The sequence below is a fragment of the Pseudomonas sp. NPDC087814 genome, from assembly GCF_044742865.1.
GTDB lineage: Bacteria > Pseudomonadota > Gammaproteobacteria > Pseudomonadales > Pseudomonadaceae > Aquipseudomonas.
This window is the reverse complement of record NZ_JBIUVK010000006.1, coordinates 71857-98378: the sequence shown is the minus strand read 5'-3', so window position 1 is coordinate 98378 and position 26522 is coordinate 71857. Positions and strand designations below refer to the sequence as shown.

Sequence of the window (26522 nt, the reverse complement as noted above, 5' to 3'; positions counted from 1 at the left end):
CGGGATGTTTTTCCTCTTCGCATGTGGACATTCACTACCATGCTGACTGAACATAAAATCCCGCTAGGCCAGTACATCGCTGCCTTCGTTGAGTGGTTGACCCAACACGGGGCCGCCTACTTCGACGCAATCGCATCGACCCTGGAAACGATGATCCACGGCGTGACGTTCGCGCTGACCTGGTTCAATCCACTGGCATTGATCGGTCTGATTGCGCTGCTCGCTCACTTCATTCAACGCAAATGGGGCCTGACCGTTTTTGTCATCGCCTCCTTCCTGCTGATCCTCAACCTGGGGTACTGGCAGGAAACCATGGAGACCCTGGCGCAAGTGCTGTTCGCCACCCTGGTCTGCGTGGTGATCGGCGTGCCGCTGGGCATTGTTGCCGCGCACAAACCGATGTTCTACACCCTGATGCGGCCGGTGCTCGATCTGATGCAGACCGTACCGACCTTCGTCTACCTCATCCCTACCCTGACCCTCTTCGGGCTGGGTGTGGTGCCCGGGCTGATTTCCACGGTGGTGTTTGCGATTGCCGCGCCTATCCGTCTGACTTACCTGGGTATCCGTGATGTGCCGCAAGAGTTGATGGACGCCGGCAAGGCCTTTGGCTGCTCGCGCCGTCAGTTGCTCTCGCGGATCGAACTGCCCCACGCCATGCCGAGCATCGCCGCCGGCATTACCCAATGCATCATGCTGTCGTTGTCGATGGTGGTGATCGCGGCCCTGGTGGGCGCCGACGGCCTCGGCAAACCGGTGGTCAACGCGCTGAACACCGCCGACATCGCCCTGGGCTTTGAAGCCGGCCTGGCGATCGTATTGCTGGCCATCATGCTCGACCGCATCTGCAAACAACCCGACGCCAAAGTAGGGGGTGATGCATGAGCATTATCCGATTCGAAAATGTCGACGTGATCTTCTCCAAAGACCCACGCGAGGCGCTCAAGCTGCTGGACCAGGGCATGACGCGCAACGAGATCCTGAAAAAGACCGGGCAGATTGTCGGCGTTGAAAACGCCAGCCTGGATGTCGAGAAAGGCGAGATCTGCGTGCTGATGGGCCTGTCCGGTTCGGGCAAGTCGAGCTTGTTGCGCTGCATCAATGGCTTGAACACCGTCAGCCGCGGCAAGCTGTTTGTGGAGCATGAAGGTCGCCAGATCGACATCGCATCCTGCACCCCCGCCGAGCTGAAAATGATGCGCACCCAGCGCATCGCCATGGTGTTCCAGAAGTTCGCCCTGATGCCCTGGCTGACGGTGCGCGAGAACATCAGCTTCGGCCTGGAGATGCAGGGCCGCCCGGAAAAAGAACGACGCAAGCTGGTGGACGACAAGCTGGAACTGGTGGGCCTGTCGCAGTGGCGCAACAAGAAGCCCGACGAGCTTTCCGGTGGCATGCAGCAGCGTGTCGGCCTGGCCCGCGCATTGGCGATGGACGCCGATATCCTGTTGATGGACGAACCCTTCTCGGCACTCGACCCGCTGATCCGCCAGGGCTTGCAGGATGAGCTGCTGGAGTTGCAACGCAAGCTGAGCAAGACCATCGTATTCGTGAGCCACGACCTGGATGAGGCGCTGAAACTCGGCAGCCGCATCGCGATCATGAAAGACGGCCGGATCATCCAGTACAGCGTGCCGGAAGAGATCGTGCTGAACCCGGCGGATGACTATGTGCGGACCTTCGTGGCCCACACCAACCCGCTGAATGTGCTGTGTGGCCGCAGCCTGATGCGCACGGTGGATAACTGCACCCACGTCAACGGCTCCATCAGCCTGGACCCGGGCGGTGACTCGTGGCTGGACCTGGCCGAAGGCAACACCATCAAGGGCGCGCGGCAGAACGGTTCGGTGCTGAACCTGCAGAACTGGGCACCGGGGCAATCGGTGGAGGGCCTGGGCCGGATGCCGACGCTGGTGGATTCGAATATCGGGATGCGTGAGGCGTTGCAGATTCGGTATCAGACAGGGAACAAGCTGGTGCTGCAGGACAACAACAAGGTGGTGGGGATTCTGGGTGACAGCGAGCTCTATCACGCCCTCTTGGGCAAGAACCTGGGCTAACAGACACCGCAAAAAAAATGTGGGAGCGGGCTTGCTCGCGAATGCGGTGTATCAGTGTCAGATGTACTGACTGACACTGCGCATTCGCGAGCAAGCCCGCTCCCACATTTTGCTCAGGTGGTGTCAGTAACGACACCACCTGTCCTTTCAACACTCAGCTATAGACACGGCCAAGGAGCTGCCGATGGCTTTCAAACTGATCGAGCACGTCCCGGGTGATCTGCTCCTGGGTGAAGCCCATCAGGTCGTATTCCTGAGGCCCGTTGTGCAGGTAAACCTCGGCGCGGTAGTAGCGCGTGCGTTCTTCCTCGGGCAAGTCGTTCGGTGCCGACGAATAAGCATCCAGGCTGACCTCGTAGACAAACGGATTGCCCTCTTGCATCTCGATGCGCACACCAATGCAGCGCTTGGATTTGCCCAGCAGGGTCTGCACTTCCAGCCCCTGGTCACGCAACGCAGTCGCCGCTTCTTCCAGCGCCGGCGTGACGTGCTTGTCCATAAAGCGTTGCACGGTACCCTGGCTCGGTTGCAGGTCCAGGGCAGTCAAACGCTCGCTGAAACCACGCCGACCACGCTCGGCCAACTGCGCCTGCTCCAACTCGATCGCCACGTCCTGGCGCATCGCCTTGTGCAGGCCGAACATGAAGAACACCAGCACCACCGAGAACGGCAAGCCCGCCAGCACCACCATGGTTTGCATGGCTTCGAAGTTACCGGCGAACAGCAGGCCGATGGTCACCAGGGTGATCACCGCCGACCAGAAAATCCGCAGCCAGTGCGGCGCATCTTCGTCAACGTTGCCGCCCTTGCAGGACAGGTTCGCCATCATCACCGCGCCGGAATCCGCCGGGGTCAGGAACAGTACGAAGCCCACAAAGATCGACACACCGATGACGATTTTCGACGCCGGGTAATGCTCAAGCAGTTGGTAGATCGCCATGGACGGCTGTTCCAGCGCCGTCTTGCCCAACTCCACCGCGCCATGGTTCACCACCAGGTCCAGGGCCGAGTTGCCGAAGATCGACAGCCACGCCAGGGTGAAGCCCAGCGGGATCAGCAGCACGCCGGCCACCAGTTCACGCACCGTGCGACCACGGGAAATACGCGCGATGAACATGCCCACGAATGGCGCCCAGGAAATCCACCAGGCCCAGTAGAACAGGGTCCACAGGCCCATCCAGCGTTCGGTCTTGTCGGCGTCGCCTTCGTACACGTACAGGTCGAAGGTCTTCAGCACGATGCCGTTCATGTAGTCGCCGATGTTCTGCACGAAGCCGTTGAGCAAGTGCAAAGTCGGGCCAAACAGCAATACGAAAATCAGCAGGCCGCTGAACAGCACGATGTTCAGGTTGGACAGGCGGCGAATGCCGTTCTCCACACCCGACACGGCGGCAATGGTCGCCACGGTGCTCATCACGATGATCACGATCAGCAGGTTGGTGTTGCTGTGCTGCATGCCGAACAGGTTTTCCAGCCCGGACGACACTTGCATCGAGCCAATCCCCAGGTTCGTCACCAGGCCCAGCAGGGTCACGAACATGCCGAAGCCGTCTACCGCGTGACCGGCCGCGCCTTTGACCCAACGCTCGCCCACCAGCGGGTACAGCGCCGAGCGCAGGGCCAGCGGCTGGTTATGACGGTAGGCAAAGTACGCCACGGCCAGGCCGACCAGTGCGTAGATCGCCCAGCCGTGCAGGCCCCAGTGCAGGAACGTCAACTGCAACGCCTGGCGTGCAGCTTCGCCGGTGGCCGACGCGCCTTCAGGCGGGTTGAAGTAGTGGTCCAGCGGCTCGGAGGCGCCGAAGTACAGCAGCGAGATGCCGATGCCCGACGAGAAGAGCATGCCGGCCCAGGCGCCGTAGCTGAAGTCCGGGGTGTCGTCCTTGCTGCCCAGTTTCAATTTGCCATAGGACGAAAACGCCAGGCCCACCACAAACACCAGGTAGGCGGCGATCACGACCATGTAGTACCAGCCAAAGCTTTTCGACAACCAGGCTTGGGCCACACCGAGCATCCTGCCGGCTTCCTGCGGGGCGATGATCAGAATCGCGGTCAACAACAGAATCAGCGCGGTGGAGGTGTAGAACACCCAACCGTTGACCCGCACCTTTTCTGGCGGGGTCTTTATAAGAGAGGCAGAACTCATGGCACAGATGCTCCGGGCAGTGCAGAGAAACACAAGGCAACGCTTGACCCGAGCCATCGATTTTTCGGCAGTCGACGGACGGGTGTATAAAGACACCCCGAAAAACCATAAACCCCCGGCGAACCGCTGTGCCGGGCTGTTTCATGGGTTTTCCCGATGTCAGGTGGCGCCACATGCACGTAGGAAATACCTGTAGGCAGCGACCATTTGTCGCAGATCTTATTCTTTGTTGATTGAACGTTCAATCAAAACAAAATAGACTGGCCCTCAAGCCGACGGACGTTTATCGCCCGTTGGCAGGCCTAAGGAGAGGTGCACGATGCCCAAGGTCGGTATGCAACCCATACGCCGCCAGCAGTTGATCGAAGCCACATTGACGGCCGTCGATCAGGTCGGAATGGGGGATGCCAGCATTGCGCTGATCGCCCGTCTGGCCGGTGTCTCGAATGGCATCATCAGTCACTATTTTCAGGACAAGAATGGCCTGATCGCCGCCACGATGCGGTACCTGATGAACGTGCTGATCGAGAACGTCACCGAGCGCCGGTTGGCGCTGAAAGATGACAGCCCGCGGGCCCATCTTCAGGTGATCATCGAAGGCAACTTCGACGCCAGCCAAGTCAACGGCCCGGCTATGAAAACCTGGCTGGCCTTCTGGGCCACCAGCATGCACCACCCGTCATTGCACAGGCTGCAGCGGATCAACGATCACCGTCTGTATTCCAACCTGTGTTGCCAGTTCCGCCGAGCGTTGCCGTTGCCCGAGGCACGCAGCGCAGCCCGAGGCCTGGCGGCCCTGATCGACGGTTTGTGGTTGCGCGGCGCCCTGTCGGGAGACGCTTTCGACACGGAGCAGGCGCAACGGATCGCTTACGAATACATGGATTTCCAATTGGCCAAGCAGGTGAGTTAGAGCACACATAAACGCTCAACTCCCGAACCGCGCCAACCACTAATGCACTTGCGAGGACTTTATGGCCCGTTTCGAACTGCAAAAACTCTACATTGACGGCGGCTACTCCGACGCTGGCAGCGATGCCACTTTCGAAGCCATCAACCCGGCTAACGGTGAAGTTCTCGCCAACGTGCAACGCGCTACCAAAGAAGACGTCGAGCGCGCTGTGGTCAGCGCCGAAAAGGGCCAGAAAATCTGGGCCGCCATGACTGCCATGGAGCGTTCGCGCATCCTGCGTCGTGCCGTCGATATCCTGCGTGAGCGCAACGACGAACTGGCCGCCCTGGAAACCCTGGACACCGGCAAGCCGTATTCCGAAACCCAATACGTCGACATCGTCACCGGCGCTGACGTGCTGGAATACTACGCAGGCCTGGTGCCCGCCATCGAAGGCGAGCAGATCCCGCTGCGTGACACCTCGTTCGTCTACACCCGTCGCGAGCCACTGGGCGTCGTGGCCGGTATCGGCGCATGGAACTACCCGATCCAGATCGCCCTGTGGAAATCCGCACCTGCCCTGGCGGCCGGTAACGCGATGATCTTCAAGCCTAGCGAAGTCACCTCGCTGACCACCCTGAAACTGGCTGAAATCTACACCGCCGCCGGCGTTCCGGATGGCGTGTTCAACGTCCTGACCGGCAGCGGCCGTGAAGTCGGCACCTGGCTGACCGAACACCCGCGCATCGAGAAAGTCTCCTTCACCGGCGGCACCGACACCGGCAAGAAAGTCATGGCCAGCGCTTCGAGCTCTTCGCTCAAGGAAGTCACCATGGAACTGGGCGGCAAATCCCCGCTGATCATTTTCGACGACGCCGACCTCGACCGCGCCGCCGACATCGCGATGATGGCCAACTTCTACAGCTCGGGCCAGGTCTGCACCAACGGCACCCGCGTGTTCGTTCCGACCGCCCTCAAAGGCGCATTCGAAGCCAAGATCGCCGAGCGCGTTGCCCGCATCCGCATCGGCAACCCGGAAGATGAAAACACCAACTTCGGCCCGCTGGTCAGCTTCGCCCACATGGAAAGCGTGCTCGGCTACATCGCCAAAGGTAAAGAAGAAGGCGCCCGCGTGCTGTGCGGCGGCGACCGTCTGACCGACGGTGAATTCGCCAAGGGTGCCTACGTGGCCCCGACCGTGTTCACTGACTGCACCGACGAAATGACCATCGTCCGTGAAGAAATCTTCGGCCCGGTGATGAGCATCCTCACCTACGACACCGAAGAAGAAGTGATCCGCCGCGCCAACGACACCGACTTCGGCCTGGCCGCTGGCCTGGTGACCAAGGACCTGAACCGCGCCCACCGCGTGATTCATCAGCTGGAAGCCGGTATCTGTTGGATCAACGCCTGGGGCGAGTCCGACGCGAAGATGCCGGTGGGCGGCTACAAGCAGTCGGGCGTGGGCCGTGAAAACGGGATCAGCTCGCTGAACAACTTCACTCGCATCAAATCGGTACAGGTTGAGCTGGGCGACTACGCCTCGGTGTTCTAAAACCTGATTGAGCCTGGCATGGCCCATGTGGCGAGGGAGCTTGCTCCCGTCGGGCTGCGAAGCAGCCCCATGCCAGGTACCGCAGTTCTTTCAGACAGAACTCGAGCGCTGACTTTGCGACCGCTGCGCAGTCGAACGGGAGCAAGCTCCCTCGCCACAAAAGCAGCCTGAACCAACTTTCACGAGGGTGCATTCAATGTCCCAAGAATACGACTACATCATTGTGGGTGCCGGCTCCGCCGGTAACACCCTGGCGACCCGTCTGACCGAAGACGAAGGCGTCACCGTCCTGCTGCTGGAAGCCGGCGGCCCAGACTACCGTTTCGATTTCCGTACCCAGATGCCAGCCGCCCTGGCATTCCCGCTGCAAGGCCGTCGCTACAACTGGGCCTACGAAACCGATCCAGAGCCACACATGGACGGCCGCCGGATGGAATGCGGTCGCGGCAAGGGCCTCGGCGGCTCCTCGCTGATCAACGGCATGTGCTACATCCGCGGCAACGCGATGGACTACGACAACTGGTCGAAACTGCCGGGCCTGGAAGACTGGACCTACCTGGACTGCCTGCCGTATTTCCGTAAAGCCGAAACCCGCGACATCGGCCCGAACGACTACCACGGTGGCGACGGCCCGGTCAGCGTGACCACGCCAAAGGCCGGCAACAACCCGCTGTTCCACGCGATGGTTGAAGCCGGCGTACAGGCCGGTTACCCACGTACCGAAGACTTGAACGGCTACCAGCAGGAAGGCTTCGGCCCGATGGACCGTACCGTGACGCCAAACGGTCGTCGCGCCAGCACCGCTCGCGGTTACCTGGACACGGCCAAGAAGCGCTCGACGCTGACCATCGTCACCCACGCCCTGACCGACAAAGTCCTGTTCGAAGGCAAGCGCGCCGTTGGCGTTCGTTACCTGATCGGTGCCGCTGAAGAACGCGTTGAAGCCCGTGCCCGCAAGGAAGTCCTGGTGTGCAGCGGCGCAATCGCTTCGCCGCAACTGCTGCAACGTTCCGGCGTTGGCCCGGCGAAACTGCTGGAAAGCCTCGACATTCCGGTGGTCCACGACCTGCCTGGCGTCGGCGAAAACCTGCAGGATCACCTTGAGCTGTACCTGCAATACGCGTGCACCCAACCGGTCTCGCTGTACCCGTCGCTGCTCTGGTACAACCAGCCGGCCATCGGTGCCGAGTGGCTGTTCAACGGCACCGGCATCGGCGCCAGCAACCAGTTCGAAGCGGGCGGTTTCATCCGTACCCGTGAAGAATTCGATTGGCCGAACATCCAGTATCACTTCCTGCCGGTAGCGATTAACTACAACGGCAGCAACGGTGTGAAAGAGCACGGTTTCCAGGCGCACATGGGTTCCATGCGTTCGCCGAGCCGTGGCCGCGTGCAGCTGAAGTCGAAGAACCCACGGGAATACCCGAGCATCCTCTTCAACTACATGTCTACCGAACAGGACTGGCAGGAATTCCGCGACGGCATCCGCCTGACCCGTGAAATCATGCAACAGCCGGCACTGGACCAATACCGTGGCCGCGAAATCAGCCCGGGCATCGACGTACAGACCGACGAGCAACTGGATAAATTTATCCGCGAGCACGCCGAGACTGCGTTCCACCCGTCCTGCTCGTGCAAGATGGGCACCGACGAGATGGCCGTGGTTGACGCCGAAGGCCGTGTGCATGGCATGCAGGGTCTGCGCGTGGTTGACGCGTCGATCATGCCGATCATCACCACCGGCAACCTGAACGCGCCGACGATCATGATCGCCGAGAAAATCGCCGACAAGATCCGTGGCCGCAAGCCACTGCCGCGCAGCACTGCGGATTACTACGTGGCAGGCGATGCGCCGGTGCGTGGCAAGCCGATGCGTGAAGTGGGTCCTACTGCGCAGTAACTGATAGACCGAGGTGCTCCCTTCGCGAGCAAGCCCGCTCCCACATTTTTGACCGTGTGAACCCGATCAAATGTGGGAGGGGGCTTGCTCCCGAAGAGGCCCGATCTGACACCGCAAGACCTCCCGCCCGCCTACACTTTCCTTGATCAGCTCCCAGCCCAGGCCTACTCTGTTTGCCTGCCCGCGCCGAGCCGCCCACAAGGAAGGCCCCATGTTCGAACACCACGCCACACTCAAAAAGCAGTTCAGTGCCCTGCGCACTACCGCCGAATTCTTTTCCCTGCGCTACGTCCGCGAGTCCGGCCAGTACCTGTCGGTACGCAAGAACGTCGCCGAGCCGCCACACCTCAGCCAGGACGAAGGCGCGATGCTCACCGTGCGCCTCAATGGCGTCGAAGCCTACGCCGCCACCCACGACATTTCCCTGCCCGGCCTGCAAGCCGCCCTTGAGCGCGCCGAACAGCAAGCCCGGCTCATCAAGCCCCACGCCCTGCTCGACCTGCGCGACCAGCCAGTGTCCAGCGACATTGCCGACTACCTTTCGCCGAGCCTCGACCAGCCCTTCCCGTCCCTGAGCGACTGCTACCAACTGCTCGGCGCCGAATCGGCCGCCGTGCCCAAGGACGAGCGCCTGGTGAACTGGGAAGTCAGCCTGGGCACCACCCACGTCGAACAGATCTACCTCAACAGCGCCGGCGCCGAACTGCGCCAGGCCCAGCGGTTTGTGTTCCCGGGTGTCAACGTCACGGCCTACGACGGCAACGACAGCCAGACCCGCACCCTGGGCGGTACCAACTTCGGCCAGCAAGGCGGCTTTGACGTGATCAGCCGCTTCGGCCTGGTGGGCGCCGCGCCGCAGATTGCCGACCAGGCACTGCAACTGCTGCTGGCCCCGAACACCCCCCAGGGCCCGCGCGACCTGCTGCTGATGCCCGACCAGATGATCCTGCAGATCCACGAATCCATCGGCCACCCGCTGGAACTCGACCGCATCCTGGGCGACGAGCGCAATTACGCCGGCACCAGCTTCGTCAAGGCCAGCGATTTCGGTCACCTGCAATACGGCTCCAACCTGCTGAACGTGACCTTCGATCCGGACATTCCCGAGCAGCTCGCCAGCTACGGGCATGACGACGACGGCACGAAGGCCAGCAAACAATTCCTGATCCGCGAAGGCTTGCTGCTCAAGCCGTTGGGCGGTGCGTTGTCGCAATACCGCGCCGGCATGCAAGGCGTGGCCAACAGCCGTGCCTGCAGCTGGAACCGCGCGCCGATCGACCGCATGGCCAACCTGAATATCGAGGCCGGCGACCAGAACATGGCGCAGCTGATTGGCGGCATCGAGAACGGCATCCTGATGTCCACCAACCGTTCGTGGTCGATTGACGATGCACGCAACAAATTCCAGTTTGGCTGCGAGTGGGGCCAGTTGATTGAAAACGGCGAACTCAAAGGCGTGGTAAAGAACCCCAACTACCGGGCGATTTCCGCGCAGTTCTGGCGCAACCTCAGCGCCGTCGGCGACGCCAGCACCTTCAAGGTGCTGGGCACGCCGAACTGCGGCAAGGGCGAACCCAACCAGGTGATCCGCGTCGGCCATGCGTCGCCGGCCTGTGTGTTCAGCAACGTGGACGTGTTCGGGGGAGACGCCTGATGAATAATTTCAAAGCCCTGGTGGATTGGCTCAAGCAGGCCATCACCGACCACGAACAATTCCACCTCGGCTACGCCGACGAGTCCTCCGAGTTTGTGCGTTTCAACCACGGCAAAGTGCGCCAGGCCGGCCAGGTGCAACAGGCCAGCCTGAACCTGAAGCTGATCAACGACGGGCGCCACGCCGACCTCGGTATCACCCTGGCGGGCGAGCCTGAACTGGATCGCCAGCGTCTGGCCAACGGCCTGCAACAACTGCGCGAGACCTTGCCGTTGTTGCCCCAGGATCCGTACCTGCTGCTCAACCACAACGCCTGGCAAAACAAGGACCAGCAGGACCGACCGCTGCCGGACCTGGCCCAGGTGCTGGAAGCAGTCAGCCTGGCCGCTGAAGGTGTGGACATGGTCGGCTTCTACGCCGCCGGCCCTATCAGCCGTGGTTTCGCCAGTTCATCAGGCGCCTTCGGCTGGCACCAGGCCAACAGTTTCAACTTCGACTTCAGCCTGTTCCACGCCAACGGTGAAGCGGTGAAAGCCAGCTACGCCGGCAACGATTGGGACAGCGTGGCCTTCGCGCAGCGTTTCAAGCAGGCCCGTGAGCAACTGGAATACCTTGGTCGCCCGCTGCACCCGCTGGCACCGGGGCAATACCGCGCCTACCTGGCACCGGCGGCCATGGAAGAGATCATCAGCATGCTGACCTGGGGCGGGTTTTCCGCCCAGGCCATCGCCAGCAAAGGCAGTCCGTTGCAACGGTTGTATGGCGGTGATCAGTCCTTGAGCCCGCTGGTGACCCTGGACGAACAGGTCAGCGGCTCCCTGAGTTCGGCGTTTTCCCGTGACGGCTATCCGCGCAGTGATGTGAAGCTGATCAATGCCGGCAAGGCTGAAGGCCAATTGGTGAACTCCCGCAGTGCCGCCGAATACGGCTTGAGCACCAATGGCGCCAGCGGCGATGAATCTCCAAGCGCCCTGCAGATGGCGGCCGGCGACCTGGCCCAGGCCGATATCCTCAAGCAATTGGGCACCGGCTTGTACATCAGCAACCTGTGGTACCTGAACTACTCCGACCAGCCCGCCGCGCGCCTGACCGGCATGACCCGCTTCGCCACGTTCTGGGTCGAAGACGGCGAGATCAAGGCGCCGGTCAGCACCATGCGTTTTGATGACAGCGTTTACAGCCTGCTGGGCTCGCAACTGGAAGCGCTGACCGCTGATCGGGAATTGCTGCTGTCGGCGAGTACGTATAGCCAGCGCAATACCTCGTCCAACCTGCTGCCGGGCGCATTGGTCAAGCGCCTGACCCTGACCTTATAAGCAACGCAAAACCCATGTGGGAGCGGGCTTGCTCGCGAATGCGGCGTGTCAGCCACTACATCTGTGACTGAGGCACCGCATTCGCGAGCAAGCCCGCTCCCACAGTTGATCGCATTCCACATTTTGATTCGGTTCATCCTCAAAACCCCACTCCAGACACCTGGCCGTCCGGCCAGTTGTCGCTTGCGAAAAACCTCGTTATAAAGGTTGGTGGCACCTAGCCACGTCCGCGCGGTAAAAAAACTCAAACAACACCCCGCCGTCCTCAACCCACTTGCACGCAAGTGATGCACGACCTTGCCCGGGATAGGGCAAGCTGGAGCGTTGACATGAACCATGGAAGTTTTGTCATTGAAAAGCTGTTCAAGCACTACAACGTTCACGTAGAGCAGCTTGGTAACAACCCAGAGAAGAAAACCGTGCTGTTGGTCAACGGCGCGCTGTCCACCACCCGCTCGTTTGCACGCACCAGCAAGTGCCTGTCCGAGCACTTCAATGTGCTGATGTTCGACCTGCCGTTCTCCGGCTATTCACGCCCGCACAACACCGACCTCGACCTTGTGACCAAGGACGATGAAGTGCAGATCCTGCGCGCCCTGGTGGAACGCTTTGAGGTCAACCACTTGGTGTCTGCCTCATGGGGCGGGATTTCCACGCTGCTGACCCTCGCCCATAACCCACCGTCGATTGAAAGCTCGGTGGTGATGGCACTGGCGCCCAACCTCAACCAGGCCATGCTCGAATACGTAGAGCGGGTGCGCGTGCTGATCGAGGCCGATGACAAATCCGCCGTCGGCCATCTGCTGAATGAAACCGTGGGCAAATACCTGTCGCCCCGGCTCAAGCGCAACAATCATCGGCACCTGTCGACCATGGCCACCACCGAGTATCGCCAGGCACGCTTCCATATCCATCAGGTGCTGGCGCTGGGTGACGGCAACTACCTGCCGCAACTGACCCGGATCGAAACCCCGGTGCACTTCCTCAACGGCGTGCTGGACGAGTACACCCCGGCAGACGAAGCCCACCTGTTCAAGAAATACGTAGGCCGCAGCAGCTTCGCCACCGCCGAGCACACTGGCCATTTGCTTGACCTGGAATCCCGCGAAGCGGCCCTGGCCGTGCACCGCGCGCTGATTGATTTCCTGGTGGGCAAAGACGTGGCGTTGTCAGATATAGACGAAGGGCCTGTGGGAAAAGGAGCCGCCGATGGCGCATAATCGCCGACACATAGGCTGCTAACAAAAAGGTAACTCATGCCGAATCGCGCCCCTCTCGATGCCAAGACCGCCCGCTGGCTACCCTGGGTGGTAGCGATTGCCTTCTTCATGCAGTCGCTGGATGGGACGATTCTCAACACCGCCTTGCCGGCCATGGCTCGAGACCTGGCGGAGAACCCCTTGCGCATGCAAGGCGTAGTGATTGCCTACATGCTCACCGTGGCCCTGCTGATTCCCGCCTCGGGTTGGGTGGCCGACCGCTTCGGCACCAAGAAGATCTTCTTCGGCGCGATCATGCTGTTCAGCATTGGCTCGTTGCTCTGCGCGCTCTCCAGCACGCTGACCATGCTGGTGGGCGCCCGGGTGATCCAGGGCCTGGGCGGTGCGTTGATGTTGCCGGTGGGCAGGCTGGTGGTGCTGCGCGCCTACCCGCGCTCGGAGCTGGTGCGCATCATGGGTTTCATCACCATTCCCGGGCTGCTCGGCCCACTGCTCGGCCCGACCATGGGCGGCTGGATGGTGCAATACCTGACCTGGCACTGGATCTTCCTGATCAACCTGCCGGTGGGCATCATCGGCTGCTACGCCGTCTGGAAATTCATCCCCGACCTGCGCGGCAGCGAACGTACGCGGTTCGACGGCGTGGGTTTCCTGCTGTTCGGCGCGGCGATGGTGCTGATCACTATCGCCATGGAAGGCCTCGGCGAATTGCACCTGCCGCACCTGCGGGTGATGTTGCTGCTGTTCGGCGGCCTCGCGTGCCTGGCGGCTTACTGGCTGCGCGCCGGGCATATCGAGAACCCGCTGTTCTCGCCGGTGCTGTTCAAGACCCGGACCTTTGCGGTGGGCATCCTCGGCAACCTGTTCGCTCGCCTGGGCAGCGGCGCGTTGCCGTTCCTGGTGCCGCTGTTGCTGCAGGTGGCGCTCGGTTACTCACCGTCCGAAGCCGGGATGAGCATGCTGCCCCTGGCGGCGGCGGCGATGTTTGCCAAGTCCATCGCCCGGCCGCTGATCGAGCGCCTGGGCTACCGCGTGGTGCTGACCGGCAACACCCTGGCGCTGGGCATCATGCTGGCGAGCATGGGCCTGGTCAGCGAACACACGCCCTACCCGCTGCTGCTGAGCATGCTGGCGATCCTCGGGGCGATCAACTCGCTGCAATTCACCGCGATGAACACCGTGACCCTGATCGACCTCGACGACGCCCAGGCCAGCAGCGGCAACAGTTTGCTGTCGGTGGTGGCGCAGTTGTCCCTGAGCCTTGGGGTGGCCTGCGCCGGTGCGCTGCTGGGTGGTTTTACCGCCGAAGTGGGCAACGACGGGGTCGACACGGTGCTTGGGGCGTTCCAGTTGACCTTCGTCACCGTGGGCATCATGGCGATGCTGGCGGCGGCGATCTTCCTGCAATTATCGCCAAAAGACGGCAAACGCGTGGTCAGCCGTGAGCACGACATTGAGCATTAACAGGCTTCTCGTCTAGAACTTGCAGGGAAAATCCCACGAGGCTGGTACACTGCGCGACATTTTGTTTTGCAGAGCCAGTCCCGTGACTACCATCGCCACCGCTTTTAATACTTTGCCCCTGTCCGCCGCCATGCTGGCTAACCTCGACTCGCTGGGTTATGTCGAGATGACGCAGATCCAGGCGCAAAGCTTGCCGGTGATCCTCAAAGGGCTGGACCTGATTGCCCAGGCCAAGACCGGCAGCGGCAAGACCGCAGCCTTTGGCATCGGCCTGTTGAACCCGATCAACCCGCGCTACTTCGGCTGCCAGGCACTGGTCATGTGCCCGACCCGCGAGCTGGCTGACCAGGTGGCCAAGGAAATCCGTCGCCTGGCCCGCGCCGAAGACAACATCAAGGTGCTGACCCTGTGCGGCGGCGTGTCCCTCGGCCCGCAGATCGCCTCCCTGGAGCACGGCGCCCACGTCATCGTCGGCACCCCGGGCCGCATCCAGCAGCACCTGCGCAAGGGTTCGCTGGTTTTGGACGGCTTGAACACGCTGATCCTCGATGAAGCCGACCGCATGCTCGACATGGGCTTCTACGACGCCATCGAAGACATCATCAGCAAGACCCCGGCCCGCCGCCAGACCCTGCTGTTCTCGGCCACCTACCCGGTGAGCATCAAGCAGCTGGCCTCGAAATTCATGCGCGCGCCGCAACAGGTCAAGGCCGAAGCGTTCCACTCGGACGACCAGATCGAGCAACGCTTCTACGAGATCTCCCCGGAAGAGCGCATGGACGCGGTGACCAAGGTCCTGGCGCATTTCCGCCCGGCGTCTTGCGTAGCCTTCTGCTTTACCAAGCAGCAAGTGCAGGAAACCGTGGATCACCTGACCGCCAAGGGCATCTCCGCCGTTGGCCTGCATGGCGACCTGGAACAGCGCGACCGTGACCAGGTACTGGCGATGTTCGCCAACCGCAGTACGTCGGTACTGGTCGCCACCGACGTGGCTGCCCGTGGCCTGGACATTGATGCACTGGACATGGTGATCAACGTCGAACTGGCCCGCGACTCGGAAATCCACATCCACCGCGTGGGCCGTACCGGTCGCGCGGGTGAGACGGGCATTGCTATCAGCCTCGTCGCACCGTCCGAAGCCCACCGCGCCCAGGCCATCGAGCAGTTGCAGAAGTCGCCGCTGAACTGGGACCAGTTGGACAACCTCAAGCCTCAGAGCGGCGGCCCGTTGCTGCCGGTGATGAGCACCCTGTGCATTGCCGCCGGCCGTAAAGACAAGGTTCGCCCGGGCGATATCCTTGGCGCACTGACCGGTGAAGCCGGGATTCCGGGGGCCCAGGTCGGCAAGATCGCGATCTTTGATTTCCAGGCGTTCGTGGCCGTTGAACGCGGGATCGCCAAGCAGGCGCTGCAGCGTTTGAATGACGGCAAGATCAAAGGCCGTTCGTTGCGCGTGCGTATCCTGTAAAGATCTCAAGCTATACCGAGATCAAAAATGTGGGAGCGGGCTTGCTCGCGAATGCGGTATATCAGTCGACAGATTCGGTGACTGACACTGCGCATTCGCGAGCAAGCCCGCTCCCACATTTGACTGTATTCCAATTCAGAATTTGTATGAGGACATGGCTGTGCGCTCGACCGAAGTTGTGATCATTGGCGCCGGCGCCGCAGGCTTGATGTGTGCGCTGACCGCCGCCGGGCGTGGGCGCAAGGTGATGTTGATCGACCACGCGAACAAGGCCGGCAAAAAGATCCTGATGTCCGGCGGTGGCCGCTGCAACTTCACCAATATGTACACGGAGCCCGCCAACTTCCTCTCCCACAACGCGCACTTCTGCAAGTCCGCCCTGGCCCGCTACACCCAGTGGGATTTCATCGGGCTGGTGGCCAAGCACGGCGTGCCGTACCACGAGAAAAAACTCGGCCAGCTGTTCTGCGACAACAAGTCCAGCGACATCCTCGGGATGCTGCTGGATGAGTGCATCCAGGTCGGCGTGAGCATGCACCTGGACACCTCGGTGCAGGAGATTGCCAAGGTCGATGGCGGCTATCAGTTGCAAACCACCCTGGGTGAGTTGCGCTGCGAATCACTGGTGATCGCCACCGGCGGGCTGTCGATCCCGACCCTGGGGGCCACCGGCTTTGGTTATCAAGTGGCCAAGCAGTTCGGCCATGAACTGCTGCCAACCCGCGCCGGGCTGGTGCCGTTCACCATCACCGACCAGCTCAAGGAATTGTGCGGCGAGCTGTCCGGTACGTCCGTGGATTGCCTGGTGAGCTGCAACGACCAAAGCTTTCGCGAGAACATCCTGTTTACCCACCGCGGCCTGAGCGGGCCGGCGATCCTGCAGATTTCCTCCTACTGGGAACCCGGCGACACGGTGGAAATCAACCTGCTGCCCGACCACGACGCCCACACCTGGCTGCAAGCGCAACAGGTGGAGCGCCCGAACAGCGAGCTGAAAACCCTGCTGGGTGAGATCTTCACCAAGAAGATGGCCAACCTGCTGGCCGAAACCTGGTTCGTTTCCAAGCCGATGAAGCAGTACACCCACGCCGAGATTGCCGACATCGCCGGCAAACTGGGGAGCTGGCAACTGGTGCCGGCGGGTACTGAAGGCTATCGCACCGCCGAGGTCACCCTGGGTGGCGTGGACACCCGGGAAGTCTCGTCCAAGACCATGGAATCCCTGAAAAGCCCCGGTTTGTACTTCATCGGCGAAGTGTTGGATGTGACCGGTCACCTGGGCGGGTTCAATTTCCAGTGGGCGTGGGCCTCCGGTTATGCCGCTGCCCAATTTGCCTGACGGAACCCGGTAAAAAAATGTGGGAGCGGGCTTGCTCGCGAAGGCGGAGTGTCAGCTAATACATCAGTGACTGATACACCGCCTTCGCGAGCAAGCCCGCTCCCACATTTGGTTCGTGGTGTGCTTGGAAGTAATGACTGGAATAAATTTTGCTCTCAGATGTGATCGCCACGCTTGCCGTGGCGTCATTACTGGCTCAATTTAGCGGCATCGTCCCGGAAGACCCCAGACTTCATGTCATCGACCTCCTTCAAGCAGTCCATGCGGCGCCTTTGGGCACTGGATAAGTTCAGTTACAGCGTACGGGTATTCATCGCCCTGACCGGCAGCATGGCGCTGTGCTGGTACCAGAATGAAATGGCGCTGCTGATCCCGCTGTTCCTGGGCATTATTGCCAGCGCCCTGGCCGAGACCGATGACAACTGGCAAGGCCGGCTCAACGCCCTGGCCGTGACACTGGTGTGCTTCAGCACTGCGGCACTGTCCGTCGAACTGCTTTTCCCTTATCCCTGGATCTTCGCGATCTTCCTGGCTCTGTCCAGCTTCGGCCTGACCATGCTCGGTGCCCTCGGCGAGCGTTATGGGGCGATCGCTTCGGCCACCCTGATTCTCTCGGTCTACACCATGATCGGCGTGGACCAGCGCGGTGGCGCCGTCACCGACTTCTGGCATGAACCCTTGCTGCTGGTGGCCGGCGCCGCGTGGTATGGCGCGCTGTCGGTGTTGTGGCAGGTGCTGTTTTCCAACCAGCCGGTGCAGCAGAGCCTGGCGCGACTGTTTCGCGAGCTGGGACGCTACCTCAAGCTCAAGTCGTCGCTGTTCGAACCGATCCGCCAACTGGATGTGGAAGCGCGGCGCCTGGAACTGGCGCAGCAGAACGGCCGGGTGGTGGCAGCACTGAACGCCGCCAAAGAGATCATCCTGCACCGGGTCGGCAATGGTCGCCCGGGCTCCAAGGTCAGCCGCTACCTCAAGCTGTACTTCCTGGCGCAGGACATCCACGAGCGCGCCAGCTCGTCGCACTACCCTTACAACGCCCTCGCCGAAGCCTTCTTCCACAGCGACGTGCTGTTCCGCTGCCAGCGCCTGTTGCGCCAGCAAGGCAAGGCCTGCCAGACCCTGGCCGAATCGATCCAGATGCGCCAGCCGTTCGTTTATGACGACAGCTTCGCCGAAGCCCTGGGCGACCTCAACGCCTCCCTGGAACACCTGCGCATCCAGAGCAACCCGGCCTGGCGCGGCCTGCTGCGCTCACTGCGCGCCCTGGCCGCCAACCTGTCGACCCTGGACCGCCTGCTGGGCGACGCCGCCAACCCCGACAGCCTGGCCGATGCCACCGACAGCAGCCTGCTGGACCGTGCGCCGCGCAACCTCAAGGAAATGTGGACGCGCCTGCGCACGCAGTTGACGCCGACTTCGTTGCTGTTCCGCCATGCCCTGCGCCTGCCCCTGGCGCTGAGTATCGGCTACTGGATGGTGCACTTGATTCACCCGTCCCAAGGCTATTGGATCATCCTCACCACGCTGTTCGTGTGCCAGCCAAACTACGGCGCCACCCGGCGCAAGCTGGGCCAGCGGATCATCGGCACCGCCATCGGCCTGACCATCGCCTGGGCGCTGTTCGACCTGTTCCCCAACCCGCTGATCCAGTCGATGTTCGCCATCGCCGCGGGCCTGGTGTTCTTTATCAACCGCACCACGCGCTACACCCTGGCGACTGCCGCGATCACGCTGATGGTGCTGTTCTGCTTCAACCAGGTGGGCGACGGCTACGGGCTGTTCCTGCCACGGCTGTTCGATACCTTGCTCGGCAGCCTGATCGCCGGGCTGGCGGTGTTCCTGTTCCTGCCGGACTGGCAGGGCCGGCGCCTGAACAAGGTGCTGGCCAATACCCTGACCTGCAACAGCATCTACCTGCGCCAGATCATGCAGCAGTACGCCGCGGGCAAAAGCGACGACCTGGCTTACCGCCTCGCCCGGCGCAATGCCCACAACGCCGACGCCGCGCTGTCCACCACCCTGGCGAACATGCTGATGGAGCCGGGGCACTTCCGTAAGGAAGCGGACGTGGGGTTCAGGTTCCTGGTGCTGTCCCACACGCTGCTCAGCTACCTGTCGGGGCTGGGCGCCCACCGGGAAACCCAGCTGCCGGCGGAAGTGCGCGAGCACTTGATCGAAGGCGCCGGGAAGACGCTGGCGGCGAGCATCGACGAGATCGCCACCGGGCTGGCGAACAAGCAGCCAATTGCGATTCAGAGTGATGCCGAGGAAGCCTTGGCAGTGGACCTGGAGCAGATGCCGGATGAAATTGACGAAGGGCAGCGGCTGGTGCAGACGCAATTGGCGCTGATCTGCCGGCAACTGGGACCGTTGCGCACGTTGGCGGCTCACCTGATCAAAGATACCAGCGAAGCCTGAACCCTCTTCGCGAGCAAGCCCGCTCCCACATTCGGCCGAGTTCCACCTTTGAAATGCGGTCGAATGTGGGAGCGGGCTTGCTCGCGAAGGGGCCATTAGCCTCACTACATCCCGTGCTGCTTCATCAACCGCGCATAACTGCCATCTGCCTTCATCCTGGCAATCTCCCGATCAAACCCGGCAACAATCTGCTGATGCTGAGGATTTTTCAGGCTAACCAGAATGTGCAGGCTGTTTTCACTCAGCGGCACCGGCAAAAACTCCACCGCGTTGCGCACGGTGGCGGACTCCCGAGCCAGGTAGTAGCGGGCGACGAATTCGTCCTCCAGCGTCAGCCGCACCCGCTGCGCCGCCAGCATGCGCACGGCCATGGCGAAGTTATGCACCGGGACTTTCTGCAATTGCGGATCGGCATCGAACGCCGCTGAATAGGCATAGCCACGCACCACCGCGACGGGGTAGTCGTGCAACTGCTCCAGGTTCTGGTAGTCGATGGGATCGTCGCGGCGCTTGAGAAACAGCACCCGGTTGAGCAGGTATTCGCCGGAAAACTGCCCCAACTGAGTACGCGCGTCGTCGTACCAGGCGTTCACCAATACGTCGTAACGCCCATCGCCCACGCCCATCAGCGCCCGCGCCCAGGGCACCTGTTCAAACTCACTGGCATAGCCGGCACGGGCCAGGGCGGTGGTCACGATGTCGGTGGCCAAACCACCATTGACCAGGGTGGCGTCAGTGAACGGCGGCCAGGCATCCGCCACCAGTCGCAAGCGTTCTGCCGCCGCCGCCTGGGCCAGCAACAACAAACCGATCAAAGCAACGGCACGAGAAAATCGCGGCATGCTCAAGTCCTTGGCGGGCATTCTATGGCCTGACCTCTGGGGCAACCCGAGGATTTAACAGTAGCTCATCAATGAGCCTGTACTGCAGATTACACAAAGACGGCAGCGTCGCACGCAGAGAATGATGGCAAATTGATCTCACTCACAAAAAAACCGCAATTTAGACACTCGCCTCCCGCGCGCTTACTATCCTGACCAGACAATCAGCCGAGAGAACACCATGACAGTCGAATGGGTCTGCAAACACCACAGTGACCTGGGCAAGGAGCAGCTGTACGCCATTTTGCGCCTGCGCTCGGAGGTCTTCGTGGTCGAGCAGAAATGCGTGTACCAGGACATCGACGGCCAGGACCTGGACGGTGACACCCATCACCTGATGGCCTGGGATGATGGTCAACTGCAGGCCTACCTGCGCCTGCTGGATCCTGAATCACAGGGTGGTGATGTGGTGATCGGCCGGGTGATCGTTGCGCCGAGCGCGCGGGGTACCGGGCTGGGCCACCAGATGATGGATGAGGCCCTCAGGCAGGCAGAGAAACAGTGGCCCGACGTGCCGATCTATCTGTCGGCCCAGGCGCATTTGCAGGGGTATTACGGGCGTTACGGGTTTGTGGCGGCGGGTGAGGAATACCTTGAGGATGACATTCCACATATAGGCATGCGCCGGGCATGAGGGCCTCTTCGCGAGCAAGCCCGCTCCCACATTTGACCGAGTTCCACCTTTGGAATGCGGTCGAATGTGGGAGTGGGCTTGCTCGCGAAGGCGTCAGCCCGGTCACCCCAAGCTTTCAGGGGTAACCCAACACCTGTTTAATGCTCGCCAGGTTCGCCTCGATCCAGCGCCGATCAATCCCTCCCCAATCACGAATCCGATAGCGCCCGGCATGGTTGCGGGCGCCGTCTTCCTGTTCAAACTCACACACAATATCCAGGTCCGCCAACGCCGCAATCGTGTCCTGTGCAGTACGCCGGGGCATGCCCGTCACCTCGGTCAGTGCCGGCACGCTGCTGGCCAGCTGGCTATCAATCAGGTACGCCACATACAGGCGCCGGTAGAAGCTGCTTTTGGTCTTGCTCACATCCATGCTCGATCGCCTTTGAAGGTCAGGGCTTGCCCTGCAGGTCCCGCCAGGTCAGGTACACCCGCAGGTCGAATTCCACCTGATGGTAGCCCGGCAACATGTATTCACAGAGTTTGTAGAACGCCTTGTTGTGGTCCGATTCCTTGAAGTGCGCCAGTTCGTGTACCACGATCATGCGCAAAAATTCCGGCGCGGCTTCCTTGAACAGCGAGGCGATACGGATTTCTTTCTTCGACTTGAGGTTGCCACCCTGCACCCGGGAGATGGTGGTGTGCAGGCCGAGGGCGCGGTGGGTCAGGTCCAGGCGGTTGTCGAACAGCACCTTGTCGATGGCCGGGGCGTTGCGCAGATGTTCCTGCTTCAGGGCCTGGGCGTAGTTGTACAGCGCTTTGTCGCTCTGCACGCCATGCCGTTCGGGGTAGCGCTGGGTCAGGTAGTCGCCGAGTTGGTCCTTGGCAATCAACTGGCGCACTTGCTCCTGCAATGCTGGGGGGTAGGCCTGGAGGTATTTCAGCGCGGTCATGGGGTCAACAACGGGTATTTGAATGGGCGCCAGTGTAGCGAATTCAGCGGGCCGCTGCGCGCAGGCGCCAGTCGGCAATTTCATCCGCGATCAACGGCGGCGCCACCTGCGGGCCCTGGATGAACTGGCAGCCGTTGGCCTTGAGCCACTCAACTTGCTCCTGGGTCTCGACGCCTTCGGCAATCACCAGCAGATCAAAATGCCGGCACAATTCGATAATGCTGCGCGCCATCGCCGCGTCCCGGGATGAACCCGGCAGGCGGGCGATCAGCTTCGGGTCGAGCTTGAGGGTGTCGAATTCCAGGTCCCGCAGGTGGGCCAGGGAGCAGTTGCCCGCGCCGAAGTCATCCAGGGCAATCCGCACGCCGGCCCGGCGCAACAGCTTGAGCTGCTTGGTGGACTCATCCAGATTGTGCATCAGGCTTTCTTCACTGATCTCCACCTCAAGCTGCCGGCCTTGCAACCCATGTCGCTCCAGCACCTGCTGCAGCTGGCTGGCCAGGTTCGGCATATTGAACTGGCTGCTGCTCAAGCTCACGCTCAGGACCAACTCATCGTTGAACACCCCTGCCCATGCCTGCCGCTGGGCGGCCACCTGCTGGTAGATCCAGGTGCTCAACTGGCTGATCAGCCGCGCCTCTTCGAGCAACGGCAGAAACAGCCCCGGCGGCACATCGCCGACACTCGGGTGCTGCCAGCGCAGCAGCGCTTCGACGCCCCGCAGATGGCCGTCGTGCAACGACACCTGCGGCTGGTACACCAGGGTGAAATCCTTGCTGTCGATGGCGCTGCGTACGCTGTCTTCGAGCATCAGGCGCGAGCGGGCCCGGCCGTTCATTTCCTGGTCGTAGTAGCGATATTGCTGACGCCCGGCGCGCTTGGCCTCGTACATCGCGACGTCCGCCGCGCGCAGCAGGCCGTTGAGGTCCGAGCCGCAGTCCGGGAAAGTGGCGATGCCGATACTGACGCCCAGCATCACATCCAGACCGTCGACCTGCTGACAGATCGACACCCGTTCGATCAGTTTTTCCGCAATCTTGGCCGCCTGCTCCGGGAATTCCAGCTCCAGCAGCGCGGTGAATTCATCCCCGCCCATGCGCCCGAGAATGTCGTAGGAGCGCAGGCACGCCTTCAACTGTTCCGAGACCCAGCGCAGCACGCGGTCTCCGGCGTCGTGGCCGAGGGAATCGTTGACCCGCTTGAACCCGTCCAGGTCCAGGTACAGCAGCACCAGCGACTGCTCGTTACGCTCGCTGCGCAACAGCACATTCTCCACCGACTGGTGAAACCCACGCCGATTGAGCAGGCCCGTCAGCGGGTCGGTGACGGCCTGGAACTCCAGTTGCTGATGCAGATGGCGCACCTCGGACATGTCCAGCACCGTGACCACCATGGCTTTCTGCTCGGCCGGCAGCGGGGCGCACGACATCGCCACGGGCAACTGCTGGCCGGGCGCGGTGCGCAAGATGGCGTCGTGCAGGCGCCAGGTTTCACCACGTTTGTAGCCTTCATACAAGGCAGAATCGGACCACCCAGGCACATGGGGCTTCTGTAGGAAGCCCAGGAACTCGGCACCCTGGATCTCAGCGACCGGCGCATTGATCAGCCGCGAAATCGCCGGGTTGGCGTAGCTGATCACGCCGTCTTCGCCCACCACCAGGATGCCTTCGGCGGCATTGTCGAGCACCGAGGCATTGAAGGCCCGGGCCGATTCCAGATCGTGACTCAGGCGCTGCAAGGCACGGCGGTTGCGCTGGTGCTCCAGCAGGGCCTGGACCTTGGGCTTGAGGATATTCGGGTCGAAGGGTTTCAGCAGGTAGTCGATCGCGCCGCTGGCATAGCCTTCCAGCATCGCCGCTGGCGATTGGGCGTGAGCGCTGAGAAAGATGATCGGGGTCATTTGTGTGCGCTGGCTGCCGCGCATCAGCCGGGCCACCTCGAACCCGTCCATGCCGGGCATCATCACATCCAGCAACACCAGGTCGACGTCGTGTTCGAGCAGCAATCCCAGGGCTTCCACCCCGGAGGCCGCCGTCACCACATGCCAATCTTCACGCTGCAATAGCGCACGCATGCTGATCAGGTTTTCGGGATAGTCATCGACCACCAAAAGCACTGAACAACCATCGCGAGGCTTGATTGGAGCGCATTCCATTGCTGCTTCTCTTTCGTCGGAGTCATTCCGGTCATTTTTGCGACAAAACCGGATAAACAATAAGGGCTCACTCTAGCCCTGGATCCCATAAAGCAGAAGCCACGACGGTGCCATCATTGCGCCAAAGCCCAGACAACCGACTAACGGTCAGTGTCTACAGCCCGCGGTTTACGGGAAACATGGCTTTTTGACATTTCATTGGCGCCAACAATCCGCCACAAAGCCATTAACAATCCATTTCGAGCCACCTATAAAGAAAGTGCCGGCTCCCGTGCCAAGGCCTTCTTTCCCCGTTAAAGGCGTATTCAATGATTGATCTGTCCACCTGGAACCTGAGCATCCCCGTCGGCTCCCCGCCCTCGACCATCGACACGCCGAAACTGCTCAGCGGGTTCAAGGACCAATACTTCCAGGCCGAAGGCAGCAGCGTGCAATTCTGGACCCCGGTAACCGGCACGCGTACCGAGAACGCCGTTTACCCTCGCAGCGAACTGCGGGAAACCTACGCCGACGGCCGCCTGCGTAACTGGCTGTACAGCGACGCCGACAATTTCCTGCGTGCCACGTTGGCGGTCAACAAGGTGCCGTCGTCCGGCAAGGTGGTGATCGGTCAAATCCACGCCTACGAAAGCCAGAAGCCACTGATCAAGGTCGAATACCAATACAAGGAAAAAACCCAGACCGGCAACATCGTCGCCAAGGTGCGCATGCGCCCTGACGAGTCGGAAGGCCGGGTGATCATCGTCGCCGAGAACGTACCGCTGGACCGCGACTTCACCTATGTCATCCACCTGAACAAGGCCGGATTGTTGAGCGTCGACGCTGCCAACGGGCAATGGAACGAACGCATCGGCGCTGCGTGGGGCAAACAGCCGCTGTACTTCAAGGCCGGCGCCTACGTGCAGGACAACAGCGGCAACAGCAAGGAAGGCGCCCGCGTGACGTTTGCCAAGCTGGACATTGACCACGACTGAAGCTGATTCGCTTCAGCGACCGGTCCCACGACGCTTTAGGACAGAACCGCGACCCAGGGTCTCGACTTTCTTGTAGGACAATCCGAGTATGGCGCCGCGCACGCGCACTACCCCCTACAAGAAAGTCATGGAGACTGCCCAATGCCCTTTTCCCGCACCCTGCTCGCCCTCTCTATGGGCATGGCACTGCTGCAAAACCCGGCCTTTGCCGCCCCGCCCCTCTCGATGGCCGACGGGGTGGCCCAGGTCAATATCCAGGACAGCAACGCCTGGGTCGAAATCAACAAGGTCGCCTTCGAAAACAATATCCGCACCCTGCAAGCCAGCCTCGCTGACCAGTCGAAAATCTGCGCCGTGCTCAAGGCGGATGCCTACGGTCACGGCATCGGTTTACTGATGCCCTCGGTGATCAAACTGGGCGTGCCCTGCGTCGGCATCGCCAGCAACGAAGAAGCCCGCGTGGTCCGTGAAAGCGGCTTCAAGGGCCAACTGATCCGCGTACGCACCGCCGCCCTGAGCGAGCTGGAAGCTGCTTTGCCGTATAACGTCGAAGAGCTGGTGGGCAATCTGGACTTCGCCGTGCGCGCCAGCCTGATCGCCGAAAACCACGGCCGCCCACTGGTCGTGCACCTGGGCCTGAACTCCAGCGGCATGAGCCGCAACGGTGTGGAAATGACCACCGCCCAGGGCCGCCGCGACGCCGTAGCGATTACCAAGGTGCCAAACCTGCAGGTGACGGCGATCATGACCCACTTCGCCGTCGAAGACGCCGCCGACGTGCGCACCGGCCTCAAGGCGTTCAACGAACAAGCCAACTGGCTGATCAACGTCGCCCAGCTCGACCGCAGCAAAATCACCCTGCACGCCGCCAACTCCTTCGCCACCCTGGAAGTGCCCGAGTCGCGGCTGGACATGGTTCGTCCGGGCGGCCTGCTGTTTGGCGATACCGTACCGTCGTTCACCGAATACAAGCGCGTGATGCAGTTCAAATCCCACGTGGCGTCCGTCAACAGCTACCCGAAAGGCAACACCGTAGGCTACGACCGCACCTACACCCTGGCGCGGGATTCGAAACTGGCGAACATCACCGTGGGTTATTCCGACGGCTATCGCCGGGCGTTTACCAACAAAGGCATCGTGCTGATCAACGGGCACCGGGTGCCGGTGGTGGGCAAGGTGTCGATGAACACCCTGATGGTCGATGTCACCGACGTGCCGACCGTGAAGAGCGGCGATGAAGTGGTGTTGTTCGGCAAGCAGGGCGCGGTGGAGACCAGCCAGGCGGAGGTTGAAGACATCAACGGTGCGTTGCTGGCGGATCTGTATACGGTGTGGGGTAACTCGAATCCGAAGGTGCTGGTGGAGAACTAAGTCTCCTCACATCTCGTAGGCACTGTCCTAGGGACCCAAGGATCATTCGGTGATTAACACAATCGCTTAAACAACACTTATCCCTGTGGGAGCCGGGCTTGCCCGCGATGGCGGTGTATCAGCCACATAATAAGTTGGCTGAC

20 protein-coding genes are annotated in these 26522 nt (G+C 61.5%); 15 read left to right on the top strand and 5 right to left on the bottom strand.

Annotation, left to right across the window (positions count from 1 at the left end; translation table 11 throughout):
- Positions 1-39: 39 nt before the first annotated feature.
- Positions 40-885, top strand: coding sequence for a choline ABC transporter permease subunit (gene choW / locus ACIOMR_RS07545; protein ID WP_003216909.1), 846 nt, complete (start codon positions 40-42; stop codon positions 883-885).
- Positions 882-2060 (top strand): choline ABC transporter ATP-binding protein, encoded by a 1179-nt coding sequence (gene choV / locus ACIOMR_RS07540; RefSeq protein WP_003216907.1) that lies wholly within the window; start codon positions 882-884, stop codon positions 2058-2060. The genes choW and choV overlap by 4 nt, the downstream gene beginning before the upstream one ends.
- Positions 2061-2214: 154 nt before the next feature.
- Here choV and ACIOMR_RS07535 read toward each other — a convergent pair whose 3' ends face one another.
- Positions 2215-4149, bottom strand: a complete 1935-nt coding sequence (locus ACIOMR_RS07535) for a BCCT family transporter (protein WP_236260840.1) — start codon at positions 4147-4149, stop codon at positions 2215-2217.
- Positions 4150-4525: 376 nt separating this feature from the next.
- Between ACIOMR_RS07535 and betI the strand changes: the two genes are divergently transcribed.
- The 10 genes from betI (at position 4526) to yccS (ending at position 19432) form a co-directional block, all read left to right on the top strand.
- Positions 4526-5119: a transcriptional regulator BetI gene (gene betI, locus ACIOMR_RS07530; protein ID WP_003216902.1), complete on the top strand. Its 594-nt coding sequence runs from the start codon at positions 4526-4528 to the stop codon at positions 5117-5119.
- A 61-nt stretch (positions 5120-5180) separates the two neighbouring features.
- A complete protein-coding gene (gene betB / locus ACIOMR_RS07525; RefSeq protein ID WP_003216900.1) occupies positions 5181-6653 on the top strand; it encodes a betaine-aldehyde dehydrogenase in 1473 nt (490 codons plus the stop codon).
- 196 nt (positions 6654-6849) lie between these two features.
- On the top strand, positions 6850-8553 hold the full coding sequence (gene betA, locus ACIOMR_RS07520) for a choline dehydrogenase (protein WP_003216899.1): 1704 nt from the start codon (positions 6850-6852) through the stop codon (positions 8551-8553).
- A gap of 211 nt (positions 8554-8764) precedes the next feature.
- Positions 8765-10207: a TldD/PmbA family protein gene (locus tag ACIOMR_RS07515; protein ID WP_134327445.1), complete on the top strand. Its 1443-nt coding sequence runs from the start codon at positions 8765-8767 to the stop codon at positions 10205-10207.
- On the top strand, positions 10207-11523 hold the full coding sequence (locus ACIOMR_RS07510) for a TldD/PmbA family protein (RefSeq protein ID WP_178903628.1): 1317 nt from the start codon (positions 10207-10209) through the stop codon (positions 11521-11523). The genes ACIOMR_RS07515 and ACIOMR_RS07510 overlap by 1 nt, the downstream gene beginning before the upstream one ends.
- A 329-nt stretch (positions 11524-11852) precedes the next feature.
- Positions 11853-12743, top strand: coding sequence for an alpha/beta fold hydrolase (locus tag ACIOMR_RS07505; RefSeq protein WP_401193192.1), 891 nt, complete (start codon positions 11853-11855; stop codon positions 12741-12743).
- Positions 12744-12779: 36 nt separating this feature from the next.
- Positions 12780-14207 carry a multidrug transporter subunit MdtD gene (gene mdtD, locus ACIOMR_RS07500; protein ID WP_134327448.1) on the top strand — a complete coding sequence of 476 codons (1428 nt, stop codon included), beginning with the start codon at positions 12780-12782 and terminating at the stop codon, positions 14205-14207.
- A 130-nt stretch (positions 14208-14337) separates the two neighbouring features.
- Positions 14338-15675, top strand: a complete 1338-nt coding sequence (dbpA, locus tag ACIOMR_RS07495; RefSeq protein WP_236260841.1) for an ATP-dependent RNA helicase DbpA — start codon at positions 14338-14340, stop codon at positions 15673-15675.
- A gap of 160 nt (positions 15676-15835) precedes the next feature.
- Positions 15836-17014, top strand: a complete 1179-nt coding sequence (locus ACIOMR_RS07490; RefSeq protein WP_003216890.1) for an NAD(P)/FAD-dependent oxidoreductase — start codon at positions 15836-15838, stop codon at positions 17012-17014.
- A gap of 234 nt (positions 17015-17248) precedes the next feature.
- Entirely contained in the window at positions 17249-19432 is a 2184-nt protein-coding gene (yccS, locus tag ACIOMR_RS07485; protein WP_003216889.1) for a YccS family putative transporter, read from the top strand.
- A 104-nt stretch (positions 19433-19536) separates the two neighbouring features.
- Here yccS and ACIOMR_RS07480 read toward each other — a convergent pair whose 3' ends face one another.
- On the bottom strand, positions 19537-20274 hold the full coding sequence (locus tag ACIOMR_RS07480) for an ABC transporter substrate-binding protein (RefSeq protein ID WP_043226204.1): 738 nt from the start codon (positions 20272-20274) through the stop codon (positions 19537-19539).
- 220 nt (positions 20275-20494) lie between these two features.
- Here ACIOMR_RS07480 and ACIOMR_RS07475 point away from each other — a divergent pair, with 220 nt between their 5' ends.
- Positions 20495-20947 (top strand): GNAT family N-acetyltransferase, encoded by a 453-nt coding sequence (locus ACIOMR_RS07475; protein ID WP_219406243.1) that lies wholly within the window; start codon positions 20495-20497, stop codon positions 20945-20947.
- Between the two features lie 115 nt (positions 20948-21062).
- On the opposite strand, the gene ACIOMR_RS07470 is transcribed toward ACIOMR_RS07475, so the two are convergent.
- Genes ACIOMR_RS07470 through ACIOMR_RS07460 form a run of 3 tightly spaced genes read right to left on the bottom strand, consistent with a single transcriptional unit; the run spans position 21063 to position 24034 of the window.
- A complete protein-coding gene (locus ACIOMR_RS07470) occupies positions 21063-21359 on the bottom strand; it encodes a helix-turn-helix domain-containing protein (protein WP_401193186.1) in 297 nt (98 codons plus the stop codon).
- Between the two features lie 19 nt (positions 21360-21378).
- Complete coding sequence (locus ACIOMR_RS07465) at positions 21379-21879, bottom strand: M48 family metallopeptidase (RefSeq protein WP_087693221.1); 501 nt, start codon at positions 21877-21879, stop codon at positions 21379-21381.
- A 43-nt stretch (positions 21880-21922) separates the two neighbouring features.
- Entirely contained in the window at positions 21923-24034 is a 2112-nt protein-coding gene (locus tag ACIOMR_RS07460) for a bifunctional diguanylate cyclase/phosphodiesterase (RefSeq protein WP_178911868.1), read from the bottom strand.
- A gap of 308 nt (positions 24035-24342) precedes the next feature.
- Between ACIOMR_RS07460 and ACIOMR_RS07455 the strand changes: the two genes are divergently transcribed.
- Together ACIOMR_RS07455 and alr are read left to right on the top strand one after the other, a co-directional pair.
- Positions 24343-25008: a polysaccharide lyase family 7 protein gene (locus tag ACIOMR_RS07455; protein ID WP_003216876.1), complete on the top strand. Its 666-nt coding sequence runs from the start codon at positions 24343-24345 to the stop codon at positions 25006-25008.
- Between the two features lie 141 nt (positions 25009-25149).
- Positions 25150-26379 carry an alanine racemase gene (gene alr / locus ACIOMR_RS07450; protein WP_401193182.1) on the top strand — a complete coding sequence of 410 codons (1230 nt, stop codon included), beginning with the start codon at positions 25150-25152 and terminating at the stop codon, positions 26377-26379.
- The last annotated feature ends 143 nt before the right edge of the window (positions 26380-26522 follow it).